Consider the following 16,562-nt stretch of genomic DNA (forward strand, 5'->3'; position numbering starts at 1 on the left):
TGACCCGCCCGGCACGCGGCTGGATCCGCGTGCCGGGCGGTTCACGTGAAGTCCGGGGTCAGCACGCGGTCGAAGCCCACTTCGCGGCGTGGGCCGGTCAACGCGCAGGGGAGGGTCGTGACGATCCGGGCGCTCGACGTCCCGATTCGCAGTTCGACGTCGCCGGGTTGGACGATCCGTTCGCCCGCCCGCCCGGTGTAGGACGTCAGATCGGCGTGCAGCCCGATCTCGATCACCTGGGTCGCGCCGGGCGCCAGGTCGACCCGCTTCGCCGCGATCAGCTGCTGGACCGGGCGGGCGACCTCCGCCACCGGGTCGTGCAGGTAGATCTGGACGACCTCCGTCGTGGTGCGATCGCCTGTGTTGCTCAGCGTCACCCGGACCCGGCAGCGGCCGTCCGTGGGCCATGCGGGATCCGGCATCGTGACGTCGTCCCAGCTGACGGCGCCGTAGGAAAGTCCGTGCCCGAACGGGAAAAGCGGTGTCGGGTCGACCGTGCTGACCTCACTGCGCTGCCCGAGCGGAGCCGTGAGGTAGGTCGACGGCTGGGAGGCCTTGTCGCCGGGGAAGCCGACCGGGAGCCTGCCGGAAGGGTCGATCCGTCCACTGAGGACACCGGCGAGCGCGGCGGCGCCCTCTTCGCCCGGGTAGAAACCGCACACGATCGCGGCGAGGCGATCGGCCTGTCGTGACAGTTCGTACGGGCGTCCACAGAGGAGGATCAGGACCACCGGTGTCCCGGTCGACAGGAGCGCTTCGAGGAGTTCTTCCTGTCGTCCCGGCAACTTGAGGTCCGAAGTGTCGCACCCTTCCCCCGAGGTGCCACCGCCGAACAGGCCGGCGCGGTCGCCGAGCACCGCGACGCAGATCTCCGCTTCTTCGGCCGCGGTGACGGCGGCGGCGATGTCGGCGTCCTCGCCGCCGAGTACGGGGCAGCCGAGGGCGTAGGTGACCTCGTGGTCCTCGCCGAGCGCGTCGAGCACCGTCGGAACCGGTATCCCGATGGGCACGTCGGGATGGTGCACGCCGACGTGCATCGGGAACGAGTAGCAGCCGAGCATCGCACCGGGTTCGTCGGCCCGCGGGCCGACCACGGCGATCCGGCGGCCGGGGGAGAGGGGGAGGACCCCGTCGTTCCGCAGCAGCACGATCGAGCGTTCGGCGATTTCCCTTGCGAGCGCACGGGAGTCCGGGTCGTCGAGGTCGATCTCGTCCGGTACTTCCGGTGCCCAGTCCTCGTCGAGCAGGCCTAGTTCGCATTTCTGCCGCAGCACCCGTTCGAGGGCGCGGTCGACGACGGCGGCGTCGACCGCACCCTGTTCCACCGCGGCGAGCAGCGGCTCGCCGTAGCAGTCCACAGTGGGCAGTTCCACGTCGATTCCGGCGGCGAGCGCCTGCGCGGCGGCCTCACCGCGATCGGCCGCGACGCCGTGCAGCGTGTGCAGGAACGACACGGAGAAGTAGTCCGCGACCAGGGTTCCCTCGAAGCCGTAGGTGTCACGCAACAGATCGGTGAGCAACGCCGGATCCGCGGCGGCGGGGACGCCGTCGTTGTCGATGTAGGCGTTCATCACCGACCGGGCGCCCGCGCGCAACGCCATCTCGAACGGCGGCAGCAGGACGTCGGCCAGTTCCCTGGGGCCGACCGAAACCGGTGCGAGGTTGCGACCGGCGCGCGAGGCCGAGTAGCCGGCGAAATGCTTCAGCGTCGCGATCACTCCGGCGGATTCGAGCCCGGCCACGTAGGCCGCGCCGATCGTGCCGACCAGATGCGGATCCTCGCCGATGGTCTCCTCGACCCGGCCCCAACGCAGGTCGCGTGCGACGTCCAGCACCGGCGCGAGTCCTTGGTGGACCCCCAGCCGTCGCATCGTGCCGCCGATCCGCGCGCCCATGCGGTACACGAGGTCCGGGTCGAAACTCGCTCCCCAGCACAGCGGCGACGGATAGACGGTGGCCTGCCAGGCGGCGAGACCGGTGAGCGTCTCCTCGTGGACCAGTGCCGGGATACCGAACCGGCCGCTTCCGACGATCTCCCGCTGGGAGCGCGCCAGGCTGTGCGCGCCGATCACCGGATCGACGGGCCGGGTGCCGTACACCCTCGTCAGCTGGCCGATCCCGTGCCGCACCAGTTCGTCCCAGTCCAGTGCCGCGTCGGCGAAGTCGTGCTGGTGCGGGGCCATCTCGCCGCCGGAGTCGATACCGACCCAGACGCCGTAGAGCTGGGCGAGCTTCTCCCGCAGGGTCATCCGGTCCATCAGCGCGCGGACGCGATCGGCGGGATCCGCCGTGGTGTCGTGCCATGGCCGGGATGACTCACTGGGCTGGGTGGTCAAGGCCGTCCGCCCTTCGTCGTGGCTCCGAGGGCCCGCGTCGAGCGGCGCACCACGAGACCCGTGGACAAGGTGATGTGGGTTTCCTTTTCGGGTTCCCCGCTGATCAGCGAGATCAGAAGGGTGATGGCGCGGTGGCCCATTTCGCGGATGGGCTGGTCCACCGTCGTCAGAGGCGGAGTGCAGAGCGCGGATTCGGGGACGTTGTCGAAACCGACCACCGACAGGTCGTCCGGGACGGACAAGCCGAGTTCCGCGGCGGCCCCGACGGTCGCGATCGCCGAGATGTCGTTGGCGGCGAACACCGCCGTCGGCCGGTCCGCGCCGGTCAGCAGCTCGCGGGCGGACCGGGCGGAGATCTCCGGATCGTAGGCGCCGAGCCGGATCAGGTCCTCGTCGATCGGCACTCCCGCCGCGGTGAGTGCCCGCAGGTACCCGGTCTTGCGCAGTTCGGCCGATTCGAGATCGGGCCGTCCGGCGAGGAAACCGATGCGGCGGTGACCGAGCTCCAGCAGATGCTCGGTCGCGAGCTGGGCGCCGCGCAGGTTGTCGGAATCGATGGTGGGCACCGTCGAGGGACCGGTGTGCGGGTCGACCGCGACCACCGGCGTTCCGGGGACGGCCTCCAGCGAAGCCACCGGCGTGACCAGCACCGCGCCGTCGACCAGAGTGCCGGAAAGCCTTGAGAGATAACGCTTCTCCCAGCCCGACGCGTCCCCGACCCGGCCGCCCGCCGAGTAGACGACGAGTTCGTAGCCGGTGCCGCGGATGGCGTCGGCCGCGCCCTTGAGCAATTCGGTGGAGAACGGTTCGAGGTCGGCGACCAGGATCCCGATCACGTTGGTCTTGTGATTGCGCAGGCTCTGGGCGACCAGGCTCGCCTCGTAGCCGAGTTCGTCGATCACCGCGCGGACCTTGGCCAGCGTCGCGGCGGCGACGCCGTAGCGGTCGTTGATCACTTTGGAAACCGTGGCCACGGAGACGCCGGCGCGGGCCGCGACGTCACGGATAGTGACCCTCGAACTGGGCTGCATACGGTCAGACTAGCCATGTAAAACGTTATCGACAACGATTGACATCGGAATTTCGGGCGCGCAAACTCATCGCCAGTCCGGGCGCGGTCACGCCCCGTCCTACTCGGCCGAAGTCGTCAGGAGTGGACTCACCATGCTTTCGAACCGCCGAATCCCCGCCGCCGCCGCGCTGGCGGCGGCCGTCCCGCTCGCGCTCGCCGGCTGCTCCGGGGGCACCGAGACCGCGGCCGAGCCCAACGGACCGGTCACCCTCACCTGGTGGCACAACGGCACCACCGACCCGATCAAATCGATCTGGGCCCAGGTCGTCGCCGACTACCAGAAGGCGCATCCCGAGGTGACGATCAAGGGGCAGCCGCTGCAGAACGAGGAGTTCACCACCAAGGTCCCGCTCGCCCTGCAGTCGAACGAGCCGCCGGACGTCTACCAGTCCTGGGGCGGCGGCGAACTGGCGTCGCAGGCCACCTCGGGCAAGGTCGCGGACCTGACCGACGCGGTCAAGGACTGGCTCTCCTCGGTGGGCAAACTCGCCGAGAGCTGGCAGGTCGACGGCAAGCAGTACGGGATCCCGTGGGAGCAGCATTTCGTCGGTTTCTGGTACCGCAAGGACCTTTTCGCGCAGGCGGGCGTCACCGCTCCGCCGTCCACTTTGGACGAGCTCAACGCCGCGGTCGCCAAGCTCAAGCAGGCCGGGATCACGCCGATCGCGGTCGGTGGCAAGGATCGCTGGCCGGACGCGTTCTACTGGAACTACTTCGCGCTGCGGGCCTGCTCGGCGGACACGCTGAAGCAGTCGGTGAAAGCGGTGAAACTCGAGGATCCTTGCTGGACCAAGGCCGGGCGTGATCTGCAGGCTTTCCTGGCCACCCAGCCGTTCCAGCCCGGCTTCACCGGCACTCCCGCCCAACAGGGCGCGGGCAGTTCGGCCGGGCTGGTGGCCAACGGCAAGGCGGCGATGGAACTGCAGGGCGACTGGGAGCCCGGCACGATGTCCTCGCTCACCGAGGACAAGGACCTCGACTCGAAGGTCGGCTGGTTCCCGTTCCCGTCGGTCCCCGGTGGTCAAGGTGATCCCGCCGCGGTGCTCGGCGGCGGCGACGGCTTCTCCTGCACCACTCGCGCGGCCAAGGCGTGCGCGGACTTCCTGCGGTACCTCGGCAGCGAACCGGTGCAGAACCAGCTCGCGGCGAAGGGCGCCGGGCTGCCGATGACCGCGTCGGCGGCCAAGTCCCTCAAGACCGAGTCGCTGAAGACCGTCTTCGACTACGGGCAGAAGGCCCCGTACGTGCAGATGTACTTCGACAAGGCGTTCCCGACCGCGGTGGGGGCCGCGCTCAACGACGCCGTCGCGAACTTCTTCGCCGGGCAAGGCACGCCGGAAGGCATCGTCGAAGCGGTGAACAAGGCCGCGGCGGGCGACAAGTGACGGCGACGGCCACGCGGGTGCGGGCGGCGGCGCGGCCGTCCGCGCCCACCGCTGTCCGGGGGCGGACGCCGGGAGTGCGCAAGAAGCTGGAACTGACCTTCCTGCTCGGCCCGGCGCTGGTGCTGTTCGCCGGGTTCGTGCTGGTCCCGATCGGGATCGCGGCGTTCTACAGCCTCTACGAGTGGAACGGTTTCGGGCCGCTCGACGATTTCGTCGGCCTCGGCAACTACGCCGACGCCCTGTCCGGCTCGGTGTTCCAGGGCGCCATCGGGCACAACCTGATCATCGCGGGACTGTCCCTTGTGGTCCAGCTGCCGCTGTCCATCGGGCTCGCGCTGCTGCTCAATCGCAAACTGCGCGGGCGCGCCGTCCTCCGCGCGCTCGTGTTCGCGCCCTACGTGCTGTCGGAGGCGATCACCGCGGTGATCTGGCTGCTGATGTTGCAGCCGAACGGCTTCGTGGACCAGATACTGCGCGGTGTCGGCCTCGGCGGGCTGGTCCAGCACTGGCTCGCCGACCCGGGGATCGTGCTCTACACCCTGTTCGCGGTGATCACCTGGAAGTACATCGGCTTCGGCATCATCCTGCTGCTCGCCGGGCTCCAGGGCGTGCCCGCCGAACTACGGGAAGCGGCCGCGCTCGACGGCGCGTCGGCCTGGCAGACCACTCGGCACGTCGTACTGCCCTTGCTCGGACCGACCATCCGGATCTGGGTGTTCCTGTCGGTGATCGGCTCGCTGCAGCTGTTCGACCTGGTGTGGATCATGACCCTCGGCGGTCCGGCCAACTCGTCGGCGACGATGGCGACGTACCTGGTCGACCACGGGTTCAAACGGTACGAATTCGGTTTCGGCAGCGCGGTCGCGGTCATCCTGTTCGTGATCTGTTTCGTGTTCGCGTTGCTGTATCAGCGGTTCGCGTTGCGCCGGGACACCGACGGCGCGCTGACCAGGATGGTGGACTGATGCGCCGCGCCGGGACACCGATCGGTTACGTCGCCGCGATCGCCGTCCTCGGGATCACCGTGGTGCCGCTGTTGTTCGTGGTACTGGGCGGGTTCCGCACCACCGCGCAGATCAACGCCTCGCCCGCCGGCCTGCCCGGCCCGTGGGTCTGGGACAACTACGCGGCCATCCTCGGCTCCTCGTCGTTCTGGACGTTCTTGGGAAACAGCGCGCTGATCGCGGTCATCGCCACGACGCTGACCGTCGCGTTCGGATCGATGGCCGCGTATGCCTTGTCCCGCTACACCTTCAAGGGCCGCGAGGGTTTCTACACCTTGTTCACGCTCGGTCTGCTGTTCCCGCTCGGCGTGGCGACTTTGCCGCTCTACCTGTGGTTGCGTCAGCTGGGGATGCTGGAGAGCTTCTGGGGCGTGGCGATCCCCGAAGCGGCGTTCTCACTCCCGGTGACCATCGTGATCCTGCGGCCGTTCATGCGGGCGATCCCCGGCGAGATCGAGGACGCCGCCGTGCTCGACGGCGCGAGCAGGCTCGGGTTCTTCTGGCGGATCCTGCTGCCGCTGTCCGCGCCCGCGCTGACCACCGTCGCCGTGCTCGCTTTCGTGACGAGCTGGAACTTCTACCTGCTGCCGCTGCTGGTGTTCAACGACTCCGCGAACTTCACGCTGCCGCTCGGCGTGGCGACCTTCCAATCCCAGTACTCCCAGGACACCGCACGCGTGCTCGCGTTCACCGCGTTGTCGATGATCCCCGCCCTCGCGTTCTTCGTACTCGCCGAACGCCGCATCGTCGGTGGGCTGACCGGATCCGTGAAGGGCTGACTTCCCGCTATCGAACTCGCGTCGCGTCCGACATGAGACGCTCGCGGACCTCGACGGCCTCCGGCACCCCCATCTCGGTGTACGCGGCGTGCGCGGTTTGCCAGTGTTTCCGCGCGGTGACCGGATCCCCGGCGGCGAACAGCGCGTCGCCGAGTCCACTTTGGGCTCTGGCCAGTTCGTAGCGGCTGTCCGCCGCCGTCGCCGACTCGATCGACTGCCGCAGGCAGTGCACGGCGTCGGCCGCCCGCCCGGCGGCGAGCAGGGTCGCCGCCATGTCGTTGTTCGCCGCCAGCACTCCTTCCCTGCTGCCGATCTCCCTGGCCAGATCGATGGCTTGCCGGTGATGTGCCAACGCCTCGTCGAACCGTCCTGCCTCGACGAGCAGGACACCGAGATGGTTGAGGACCTTGCCCTCGTCGGCCCGGTTGTGCGCCTGCCTCGCCACGGCGAGCGCCTGTTCGTAACAGGCCCAGGCGTCGCTGGCCTTTCCCATGCGCCAGAACGTGGTGCCGAGACCGTCGAGCGTCCGGCATTCGCAGAGGTGGTCACCGCTCGCCCTGGTCGCGTCAAGGGCCTCGGACAGATGGTCGACGGCGGCGGAATGATTTCCCAGTCGCATTTCGGCGACGCCGATATTGCACAACTGCCGGGCCCGGAACGACTCGTTGTTACTCGCGACGGCGAATTCCATGGCCCGCCGGAAACAAGGCAACGCGGCGCGATAGTCACCGAGACCGGCCAGCAACAGGCCGACGTTCCCCGACAGGTTGAAGACATAGCCGGATTCACCGGCGGCGTCGAACTCCTTGATCGCGTCCTGCAGGACGGCGAGTGATTCGGCCGCGTTCCCCCGTTGCCAATGGGTCATGGCCAGCCCGTTCAGCACGTGCCCTCGGGTGGCGCCGGACGCGACCCGGACGGCGTTGCCGAACAGGGCGAGTGCGTCACTCACGTGCACGCGGGCCTCGAAATAGCTCGTCATCACGCACGCGAGCCGCGTCACGTGCTCGTCCCGCCCCTCGCCCAGCGCCCAGCCGGACGCGACGACGAGGTTGACCCGCTCTGCGTCCAGCCAGGCCATCGCCTCGTCCGCCTCGTCGAACACGAGAGCCCGTGCCGCGGGCGTGGGCAGGCCCGCCCACCGGTCCGCCTCATGGGGGAAACAGGTGACGAGCGCGGCACGGGTGGTGGCCAGCTGGAAGTCGAGCAGCCGGCCCGCCGCGGCCCGGCGCACCCTGGCCTGGACGCTCTCCCGGACACGTTTCTCGGCGAACACCCGGACCAGGTCGTGCAGTTCGAACCGGGACCCGCGGGCGGTGACCATGTTGGCCGCCACCAGATCGTCGAGCCGGCGACGGACGACGTCGACCTCGACGCCTGCCAGCGCCGCCGCCGCGTGGTCGTCGATATCTCGGCCGGGATAGGCGGCGAGCAAGCCGAGCAGGACCCGGTCCGGTTCGGCCAGTTCGTCGTACGACGTGCGCAACGCGACTTCGACCCCGTCGTCCAGCCGCAGCATGGTCCGCAGATCGGCGAGGCGGTCGCGGTGGTCGGCCATCGTCCACTCGTCCGAGGCGGCCAACCGGCGGGTCACCAGCGCGAGGGCCAGCGGTAGCCGTCCGACCAGCTCGATGATGTCGGCGGCCTCGCCCTGCTCCGCGTCGACGCGTTCGTCGCCGATTCCGTCGCGGAGCAACTCGACCGACTCTTCCGGCGTGAACACGTCGAGCGCCACGTGCCGCGCCGTCTCCAATCCGGCGAGGCGGCGCCTGCTGGTGACCAGCACCAGGCAAGTCGGAAGGGCGGGCAGCAACGGCAGCACCTGGTCGACCGACTCCGCGTTGTCCAGCAGGATCAGCGCGCGCCGTCCGTCCAGCAGACGGCGGAAGAGCGCACTCCGGTCGGCGAGGGTGAGGCAGCCGATCTCGCTGCCGGACGCCCCGAGCCGGCGCAGGAAGCCTTCGAGAACCGCGGCCGGGTCCGCCGCGGGCCGATCCGCGTCGAAGCCGCGGAGATTCACCACCAGCCGTACGTCGGCGAACCGGCCGCGCTCGGCGAGCAGCCGTGCGACCTCGCTGGCGAACCGGGTCTTGCCGACCCCGGCCATTCCGGAGATGGCCCACACCCCGGCGTCGTCCGGCCCGGCCTCCAGCAGCCGGCGCAGGTGTGCCTGCCTGCCGACGAACCTGCCGACCCCGGCGGGCAGGTGATCGGCCACGCTGATCACGGCCGCCTCGGTGGCGTGTCCGGTGATCACCCGGTGCGCCTGCCGCCATTCCGCCGCGACGTCCATACCGAGCAGCACGGCCGCGATGTCGACGACCAGTTCGACGTCCAAGCGTTTGCGTCCTGGCAGGAGGCAGCGATACACGGTGTTGTAGGCGGGCAGGTCGGCCGACCCCCGGGCCGTGCGCAAGCGCCGCACCCGCCGGTGCAGTTCCCGGTGGGTCAACCCCGCCCAGGCCAACGCCTGCCTCAGCCGCTGGGAGAGCTCGTCGTACGATCGAGCGCCGACCGGACTCGGCGGCTGTTCCTCCGTCACGGGAACCCCCTGGACACGTGAAACCGATCCGTCCGGCGGTGACTCCCGGACCGAATGCTGACCGACCTTAGACGAGATTCGGCGACCGCTGGTGCCGGTGGGGCGCACGTGGCGATTGCCGTGTCCGTGAAGGCCTCCTTGAGGGACCCAGAGTCCCTCAAGGAGGCCTTCACGGACTTGGCTCACCCTCACGGAGGTCCAGCATCGGCGGTTTCTCCTGTTCGGACCATTTCGATCGGCCGAACGGTCTACCCTTTTCGATCATGGATCCCGACCGGACACCGGAGCCGCTGGGCGCCGGTTCGTTCGACGAGCTGGCGGCCCGGCTGAACGCGCTGCGCGGCCGGTACGGCGTGTCCTACCGGGAGCTGCACCGGCGTGTCGTGCGGGGGAGGCGGACGGCGGGGAACTCCGATCTGCCGGTGTTCAACACGGTCTACCGCTGTCTGCAGCCGGGCAGACGGCGGATGGATGCGGATCTCGTCGCGGATATCGTGCGCGCGCTCACCGCCGACGAGGCGGTGGTGGCGCGGTGGCGACAGGTGTGCCAGGTGATCGCCGGGCTCACCGCCGACTCGTCCTGGGTGACCGTGGCGGGTGAGCTGCCCGCCGACAGCACGGAGTTCGTCGGCAGGCACGCCGAGCTGGCCGCGATCACCGGGGACGACGAGGCGCGGCCACCGGTGGTGGTGATCGACGGGATGGCCGGTGTCGGCAAGACCAGTCTCGCCGTCCGGGCCGCGCACCGGCTGGCACAGCGGGACGGCGCCGCGGTCCGGTTGTGGGCGGACCTGCGTGGCTACGACGCCGACCGCGCGCCCGCCGACCCGCTCGCGGTGCTGGACGAGTTCCTCCGGCGGCTCGGGGTGCCGGGCGGCGAGATCCACCGCCTCGGCCCCGCGGGCAGGCTGGCGACGTACCGGCAACTGCTCGCGGACCGGCGCCCGGTCGTGGTGCTGGACAACGCGGCAGACGCCGACCAGGTGCGCCCGCTGCTGCCGGACTCGCCGGGCGGCGTCGTGCTGATCACCAGCAGACGGCGCCTGACCGGCCTGGCCGGTGCGCGGATCGTGCACTTGGAGGCGTTTCAGGGGACCGAGTCACTCGACATGTTGCGCAGGCTGGTCGGCGCGACCGAGATCGCCGAGGACACCGAGGCCGCCACGAGGATCGCCGAGCTGGTCGGTCATCTGCCGCTCGCGTTGACGGTGGTGGCGGGCCGGATCCGGAACCGGCGCGGCTGGACGTTGCGCGACCACGCCGCCCGGCTCGCGGAACGCCGGGGCAGCCTGCGGGTCGAGGACGAGCTGGAGAACGCCATCGGCCTGTCCTACGCCGACCTGCCCGCCGAGGCCGCGCTGCTGCTGCGACTTCTCGCGATCCATCCCGGCCGCGACGTCGACACGCGCGCGGCGGCCGCGCTCGCCGGGGTGGACCTGCGCACGGCGGAGGCACTTCTGGGGGAACTGGTCGCGGGCAGCCTGGTGCAGCGGCCCGTCCGGGATCGGTTCGGCCTGCACGACGTGGTCCGCCTCTACGCGGCGGGGCTGGCGCGGGACGTGGACGCCGCCTCCGCGCGGCAGGCCGCGCTCGGCCGGTTGTTCGGCTACTACCGGCACGCCGCCTCCCGCGCCATGGACCGCTACGCCCCGCACGAACGCGACCGACGGCCCGAAGTGTCCACTTCGGACGTTCCGTCGCCGGACTTCGGTGACGTCGCGGCGGCGACCGAGTGGCTGGACGCCGAGCGGCACAACCTGGTCGGCATCACCGCGCTGGCCGAAGAGCAGGGCGGACGCGAGGACGCGGCCACGATGTCGCCGATCTTGAACCGGTACCTGTACAACGCGCTGCACTTCGCCGACGCGGAGATCGTGCACGGCATCGCGGTCCGCGCCGCCGATCCGCTGGTCCAGGCGAGTGCGCGGATGAGCCTCGGTGCGGTCTATCTGCGGTCCAACCGCTACCAGGAGAGCATCGACCAGTTCAAGCAGGCGCTCGCGCGGTACGACGCGGGCGGGGACCGGGCCAGCTGGGCGCGGGCGCTGAACAACCTTGGCAACGCGTTCGACCGGCTCAGCGACTTCGCGGCGGCCGAAGACTGCTACCGGCGGGCGTTGCTCGTGCACCGGGCGACCGGCAACCGCACCAGCGAGAGCCGCGCGCTGGGCAACCTCGGGAACAGCGCGATGCGCGTCGGCGACTGGGACAAGGCCGCGACGTACCTGGACGAGGCACTGGCGATCATGCTGGAGATGGGGGACCGGGTCGGGGAATGCCTGACCTACGGCAACCTCGGCACGGTGCACGAGCAGCAGGGGCACCTCACCGAGGCACTCGACCACTACCGGCGGGCGCTCGTCACCGCACGCGAGTTCGGCTACCCGTTCCCGGAGACCGAGGCGTTGCTCCACATCGGAGTGCTGCTCGCGCGGCTGGGTGAGTACGACGACGCTCTGGCGCATCTGACCGAGGCGCTGGACCTCGCGCGCCGGAACAGCTTGGGCGAGTTCGAAATCAAGGCGCTCAACGGCATCGGCATCGCACTCGGCGACCTGGGTGACGCCGCGGGCTCGATCGCCGGGCACCGGGAAGCGCTTGCGGTCGCCGAGAAACTGGGCGACCGCTACGAGCAGGCACGGGCGCACAAGGGGATCGAACAAGGCGCCGCCGTCACCGGCGACACCGGCGTGGCCGACGATCACGGGCGGAAGGCGCGGGCCCTGCTCACCGAGATCGGCTTGCGCTAGGTGCCGCCGCACCACGGATCCGGGGCCGCCATCGAGGGGGGAGTGGCGATGTCCGGATCCGTGGTGACCGGCTCACTTCCAGACGTACGCGGCGCCGCCGAAGCCCGGCTGGACCTTCGCCCGCACCCGGGGGGTCGAGGCGAGGCCGAGATAACCGCCGCCCTTCTTCGGCGGGCCCGACCAGCGCACGACAACGGTGCCGCCGGTTCCGCAGCCCGCCGTCGTCCAGGTCGTGACGCTCTTCTTCTTCTTGGTGCTCCAGTAGTGGCCCTCCGCCTGGACGCAGACCCGGCCGTTGCTGCCTGCCGGGATCTTCCACGTGTAGCGGCGGTGCTGCGGGTTCTTCTTCGAATCCGGGCTGATGTAGCCACAGCTCGCCTTGCTCACCTTCCACTCGCCGAAGCCGGCCAAGGCGCGACGCCAGTCGCCGCAGTCGGCGGCGGTGACGTCGCCGCTCTCCGCGGCCTCTTCGGTGAGCTCGACCGCGGCCGTGCTGTCGTCGACCTCCGATTCGGTGACCGTGGTGGTGTCCGCCTGCTCGTCAGCCACCGCCGGCGCGGTCTGCGCGGTGAGCACCATGCCCGCGGCCACCAGGCCGGTCGTGACCCGTGTCGTCCATTTCTTCAACGTTCATCTCTTTCTGGTAATTCGATAGGTCGGCCGCGTAAGTGATTTTCCATCAGCCGATTACCTGGTCACGGCAAATATTATCGGCCCCGCGCGGAGCCGACTAGTGATCTTGGGCGACGACCTTGATCGAAGTTGTTCGAAAACGCCGAACCGGCCATCAGCCGAGATCGACGAGCGACCCGATGCCCCAGTGACGGGCTTTCGCGGCGATGGCGCCGTAGAGCGCCACGTCCAGCACACCCATGCCGAACGGGTTGAGCACGACGTGCGGCCTGGCGGTGCCGCGGCCGGTGTACCGGCCGGTGAGCAGCCCGCCCAAGGTGGCGTCGATCGGTTTCGCCGTGCCGTCCGACGGGCGGGTGACCAGCCCGGCGCCCATCAGGCGGCCGAGTGGGCGACGGGGGTTGTCCGCCACCAGGTCGAGGTCGTCCACGTACAGCGCCGCGGCGTCGAGGAACGTCTCGTCCGCGAGGTCGCCCAAGGACACGTTGACCAGCAGCGCGCCGGGCCGCGCCCAGTCGGGGGTCACGTAGCCCTCGTCGGCGGTGGTGGTGAAGACCGCGATCTCGCCGGCCGCGACCGCGTCGCGGGCACTGCCGTGCACGGTCACATCGAGGCCGTCGCGGGAGAGCAGGTCCGCGAGACGGTGGGCGACGGCCGGGTCGCGGTCGTGCAGCGACACCGCGCGCAGGGCCGTCAACCTGCGGGTCAGCAGCGCCGCGTGCATCCGTCCTTGTGCCCCGCAGCCCACGATCGCGAGCGAACCGGCGCCGGCATAACCCGTGGCGTCGACGCCGACCGCGCTCACCGCCGCCGTGCGCACCGCGCTCAGCAGGCCCGCCTCCATGATCGACGTGACCCGGGCGGTCTCGGCGTCGAAGCACAGGCCCAGCCCGCCCGCGCGTTCCAGGCCCGCCGCCGGATTGGACACGCTGGCGTTGATGATCTTCATGCCGTGGTGCGGCCCCACCGCGCCGGGCATGCCGATCGACCGGGTGTACGCGCCCCGCGAGTTCTCCCACCGCAGGTACGCCTCGGCGGGGAGCAGGCTCTCACCGCGATCGTGGTCGGCCAGCGTCCGCCGGACGACCTCGACCGGGTCGATGCTCGCCAGGCAGCGCCGGACGTCCGCGCGCGACAGCACGGTCACCCGGCCCGCGCCCGCCAGTCCCGTGTCCGCCTGGTCGTACCACTGCTCGCTCATGCCGAATCCTTGCCGCGGCACCATTCCAGTGCCGCCATCGCGCTGTACATCTTGTTCTCCGCCTGGGCGAACGCGAGGCTGTCCCCGCCGTCCAGCACCTCCGCGGTGACCTCTTCGCCGCGGTGCGCGGGCAGGTCGTGCATGAACACCGCGTCCGGGCTGGTCCGCCACAACGCCCGCGTCACCTGGAACGGCGCGAAAACCTCGCGCCAGTCGGGGTCCGGTTTGGTCGTCCCCGTCGTCTCCCACCGCGTGGTGTACACGACGTCGGACACGGGCAGGTCGTCCGTGTCGTGACGCTCCACAATGGACGCATGATGGCGCGCGGCGTGCGACCGCGCACGTGTCAGCACTCCGGGGTCGAGGCCGTAGCCGGGCGGGGTGCGCAGGTGCAGTTCGGTGCCGGGGAAACGGGTGAGCGCCAACGCGAGCGCGGCCGCGGAGTTGTTGCCCTCGCCGAGATACAGCACCCGCAGCCCGTCGACGCGCCCGAACCGGCGGACCAGCGTGGTGAGATCCGCGAGCGCCTGGGTGGGGTGCTCGTCCGCGGTCATGGCGTTGACCACCGACATCCGCTTCTGGTCGGCCATGGCCCGCAGTTCCGCCGGATCGCCCGCGGTGCGCACCACGAGCGCGTCGAGCATGGTGGACAGCACCCGGCCCGTGTCCGCGATGGTCTCCCCGGTGTTGATCTGCAGATCTCCTGGCCCATAGGAGACGATGCGCGCGCCGAGCCGCAGCGCGCCCGACGAGAACGCCGTGCGAGTGCGCGTGGAGGTCTTGCTGAAGTAGATGCCGATGACCTCACCGGACAGCGCCGTGGCCGCTTGCCGCGGGTCGTCGGCCAGTCGCGTCGCCCGGGCGACGACGGAACGCAGGTCTTCGTCGGTGAGGTCGTCGAGCGAAATGAGGTGGCGCAAGGTTTCTCCTTACCGGGCGGCGGTCAACGGCCGGGTCTTGACCTCGGGTACTTCGCCGAAGTGCTCGAGTACCCAGGAGTCCGAGTAGATGGTGTCGAGGTAGCGGTTGCCGTCGTCGGGGAAGACGAGCACACAACGGGATCCGGCGGGGATGCGGTGGCGCAGCTTGCCGAGCGCGGATACGGTCGCGCCCGACGACCCGCCTGCCAGGATCGCTTCACGCGCCACCAGCAGCCGGCAGGCACGCACGCATTCCAGGTCCGTCACGTGGACGATTTCGCTGACCGCACCGGCGGAATCGACCGAGCCGACCAGCGGTGGCCGCCACCCGGCACCGTGCCCGGGGATCAGCCGGTGCTCGGTCGGAGTGTGGAAGATGGCGCTGCCCGCCGCGTCGACCGCGACCAGTTTCGTGGCCAGGCCGTGGTCGCGGATGTGGTCGGCGCAGCCGCGCAGCGTCCCGCCGGTGCTGACCGAGCAGAACAGGTAGTCGACCCGTCCGTCCAGCGCGGTGACGATCTCGGCCATCGTCCGCTCGTGCGCGGCCGCGTTGAGCGGGTTCTCGTATTGGTTGGGCCAGAACGCGTCCGGCAGCAGCGCCACCAGTTCCCGCACCCGCGCGATCCGCGCGCCGAGCAGGTCGCCGCCCGGTGCGGAGACGACTTCCACCTCCGCGCCGTAGGCCCGCAACAGCGCGACGGACTGCGCGGTCGTCCGGGTGTCGACCACGCAGATCAGCTCGAGCCCGAAGTAGGCACACAGCTGGGCGAGGCCGACGCCGAGGTTGCCGGAGGTCGACTCCACCACCACCGACCGGCCCGGTACCAGCTCACCGGCCTGGATCTTGCCGCGCAGCATGTGCAGCGCGGTGCGGTCCTTGACACTGCCGCCCGGATTGAACTTCTCCATCTTCGCGAACACCTGGACGTCCGCGATCGGCACGACCCGCTCCAGTGCGACCAGTGGGGTGTCGCCGATCGTCGCGAGCACTCCGCTCAAGTCACCCGTGCTCAACGGACACCCACTCTCCCCTGGCCACCGGAACCGTGGCCGCGACGTTGCCGCCGGACACGATCGCCACGGTCGCGCCCCGCCACCGTCCGGTCAGGTGGGCGGCGGTCGCCACCGCGCCGCTCGGCTCCGCGAGCACACCGAACCGGTCGGACAGGAACTCCCGCGCGGCGACGATGCCGTCCTCGTCGACGGTGACGATGTCGTCCACGAGCACCTTGATATGCCGCCAGGCGAGCTCGCCGAGCACCGGCGCGCGCAGCCCGTCCGCGATCGTGCGGTAGGTCCGCTCCACCGGCCACCGCACCAGCCTGCCCAGTCGCAGCGACTCGGCCGCGTCCCCGGCCAGCGCCGGCTCGACACCGACGACACGGGTGCCGGGGGAGACGGCCTTCACGGCGGCGGCTACTCCGGCGAGCAGGCCGCCGTTGCACACCGGCACCAGGACGGTGCGCACCTCCGGCAGATCCGCCACGATCTCGGTGCCGGCCGTGCCGTGCCCGGCGATCACGTCGAAGTCGGCGGAACCGACGACGGTGGCGCCGGTCCGCGCCGCCAGATCGGCCGTGGTCCGTTCGCGCAGCGCGGGTGGCACGACCACGACGTGCGCGCCGAGCGCGCGCACCGCGTCCACCTTCAACGCGGGCGCGGTGGCGGGAAGGACGACCGTGGCGCGCAGGCCGTGCTGTGCCGCCGCGTAGGCCACCGCACGACCGTGGTTGCCGGACGACTGGGCGAGGACGTGGCTCGCGGAGAGCCGGGCGACCGCGTTGAGCGCGCCTCGTGCCTTGAACGAACCGGTGCGCTGCCGGTGCTCCGGTTTGAGCCACAGGTCGCCGACCGGGCCGAGCAGGGGAGTGCGGTGCACGGCGTGCCGGATCCGCTCGGCGGCCGAGCGCAGGTCGGCCGGGGTGACGAGAGAGGACATC

At 70.5% G+C, this 16,562-nt stretch carries 12 protein-coding genes; 4 read left to right on the top strand and 8 right to left on the bottom strand.

The genetic code is table 11. The features are described from left to right. Positions 1-41: 41 nt before the first annotated feature. Positions 42-2,336, bottom strand: a complete 2,295-nt coding sequence (locus tag AC069I_RS30420) for a beta-xylosidase/alpha-l-arabinosidase (protein ID WP_478228069.1) — start codon at positions 2,334-2,336, stop codon at positions 42-44. Next, positions 2,333-3,367: a LacI family DNA-binding transcriptional regulator gene (locus AC069I_RS30425; RefSeq protein ID WP_478228068.1), complete on the bottom strand. Its 1,035-nt coding sequence runs from the start codon at positions 3,365-3,367 to the stop codon at positions 2,333-2,335. The genes AC069I_RS30420 and AC069I_RS30425 overlap by 4 nt, the downstream gene beginning before the upstream one ends. Positions 3,368-3,500: 133 nt before the next feature. Between AC069I_RS30425 and AC069I_RS30430 the strand changes: the two genes are divergently transcribed. Genes AC069I_RS30430 through AC069I_RS30440 form a run of 3 tightly spaced genes read left to right on the top strand, consistent with a single transcriptional unit; the run spans position 3,501 to position 6,576 of the window. Then, positions 3,501-4,793: an ABC transporter substrate-binding protein gene (locus AC069I_RS30430; RefSeq protein WP_478228067.1), complete on the top strand. Its 1,293-nt coding sequence runs from the start codon at positions 3,501-3,503 to the stop codon at positions 4,791-4,793. Continuing rightward, the gene (locus tag AC069I_RS30435; protein WP_478228066.1) at positions 4,790-5,758 is read left to right on the top strand and encodes a carbohydrate ABC transporter permease; all 969 of its coding nucleotides are present in this window, start codon (positions 4,790-4,792) and stop codon (positions 5,756-5,758) included. Before AC069I_RS30430 ends, AC069I_RS30435 begins: the two co-directional genes overlap by 4 nt. Further along, entirely contained in the window at positions 5,758-6,576 is an 819-nt protein-coding gene (locus AC069I_RS30440; RefSeq protein WP_478228065.1) for a carbohydrate ABC transporter permease, read from the top strand. The genes AC069I_RS30435 and AC069I_RS30440 overlap by 1 nt, the downstream gene beginning before the upstream one ends. 7 nt (positions 6,577-6,583) lie before the next feature. On the opposite strand, the gene AC069I_RS30445 is transcribed toward AC069I_RS30440, so the two are convergent. Next, positions 6,584-9,118 (bottom strand): ATP-binding protein, encoded by a 2,535-nt coding sequence (locus tag AC069I_RS30445; protein ID WP_478266970.1) that lies wholly within the window; start codon positions 9,116-9,118, stop codon positions 6,584-6,586. Between the two features lie 263 nt (positions 9,119-9,381). Between AC069I_RS30445 and AC069I_RS30450 the strand changes: the two genes are divergently transcribed. Then, positions 9,382-11,868 (top strand): tetratricopeptide repeat protein, encoded by a 2,487-nt coding sequence (locus tag AC069I_RS30450; protein WP_478228063.1) that lies wholly within the window; start codon positions 9,382-9,384, stop codon positions 11,866-11,868. 72 nt (positions 11,869-11,940) lie between these two features. Here AC069I_RS30450 and AC069I_RS30455 read toward each other — a convergent pair whose 3' ends face one another. The 5 genes from AC069I_RS30455 to AC069I_RS30475 form a co-directional block, all read right to left on the bottom strand. Then, positions 11,941-12,495, bottom strand: coding sequence for a hypothetical protein (locus tag AC069I_RS30455; RefSeq protein ID WP_478228062.1), 555 nt, complete (start codon positions 12,493-12,495; stop codon positions 11,941-11,943). A gap of 160 nt (positions 12,496-12,655) precedes the next feature. Continuing rightward, a complete protein-coding gene (locus AC069I_RS30460) occupies positions 12,656-13,702 on the bottom strand; it encodes an ornithine cyclodeaminase (RefSeq protein WP_478266971.1) in 1,047 nt (348 codons plus the stop codon). Continuing rightward, positions 13,699-14,622, bottom strand: a complete 924-nt coding sequence (locus AC069I_RS30465; RefSeq protein WP_478266972.1) for an ornithine carbamoyltransferase — start codon at positions 14,620-14,622, stop codon at positions 13,699-13,701. The genes AC069I_RS30460 and AC069I_RS30465 overlap by 4 nt, the downstream gene beginning before the upstream one ends. A 9-nt stretch (positions 14,623-14,631) precedes the next feature. Beyond that, the gene (gene sbnA / locus AC069I_RS30470) at positions 14,632-15,636 is read right to left on the bottom strand and encodes a 2,3-diaminopropionate biosynthesis protein SbnA (RefSeq protein WP_478233142.1); all 1,005 of its coding nucleotides are present in this window, start codon (positions 15,634-15,636) and stop codon (positions 14,632-14,634) included. After that, positions 15,623-16,561, bottom strand: coding sequence for a threonine ammonia-lyase (locus AC069I_RS30475; RefSeq protein ID WP_478228058.1), 939 nt, complete (start codon positions 16,559-16,561; stop codon positions 15,623-15,625). The genes sbnA and AC069I_RS30475 overlap by 14 nt, the downstream gene beginning before the upstream one ends. Between the last annotated feature and the right edge of the window lies 1 nt (position 16,562).

Source organism: Amycolatopsis sp. NPDC043885 (assembly GCF_056435685.1).

Bases quoted from the DNA above. Each gene is read 5' to 3' on its own strand.
- AC069I_RS30430 (WP_478228067.1), top strand. From the start codon at position 3,501: ATGCTTTCGAACCGCCGAATCCCCGCCGCCGCCGCGCTGGCGGCGGCC.
- AC069I_RS30450 (WP_478228063.1), top strand. From the start codon at position 9,382: ATGGATCCCGACCGGACACCGGAGCCGCTGGGCGCCGGTTCGTTCGAC.
- AC069I_RS30425 (WP_478228068.1), bottom strand. From the start codon at position 3,367: ATGCAGCCCAGTTCGAGGGTCACTATCCGTGACGTCGCGGCCCGCGCC.
- AC069I_RS30475 (WP_478228058.1), bottom strand. From the start codon at position 16,561: ATGTCCTCTCTCGTCACCCCGGCCGACCTGCGCTCGGCCGCCGAGCGG.
- AC069I_RS30460 (WP_478266971.1), bottom strand. From the start codon at position 13,702: ATGAGCGAGCAGTGGTACGACCAGGCGGACACGGGACTGGCGGGCGCG.
- AC069I_RS30440 (WP_478228065.1), top strand. From the start codon at position 5,758: ATGCGCCGCGCCGGGACACCGATCGGTTACGTCGCCGCGATCGCCGTC.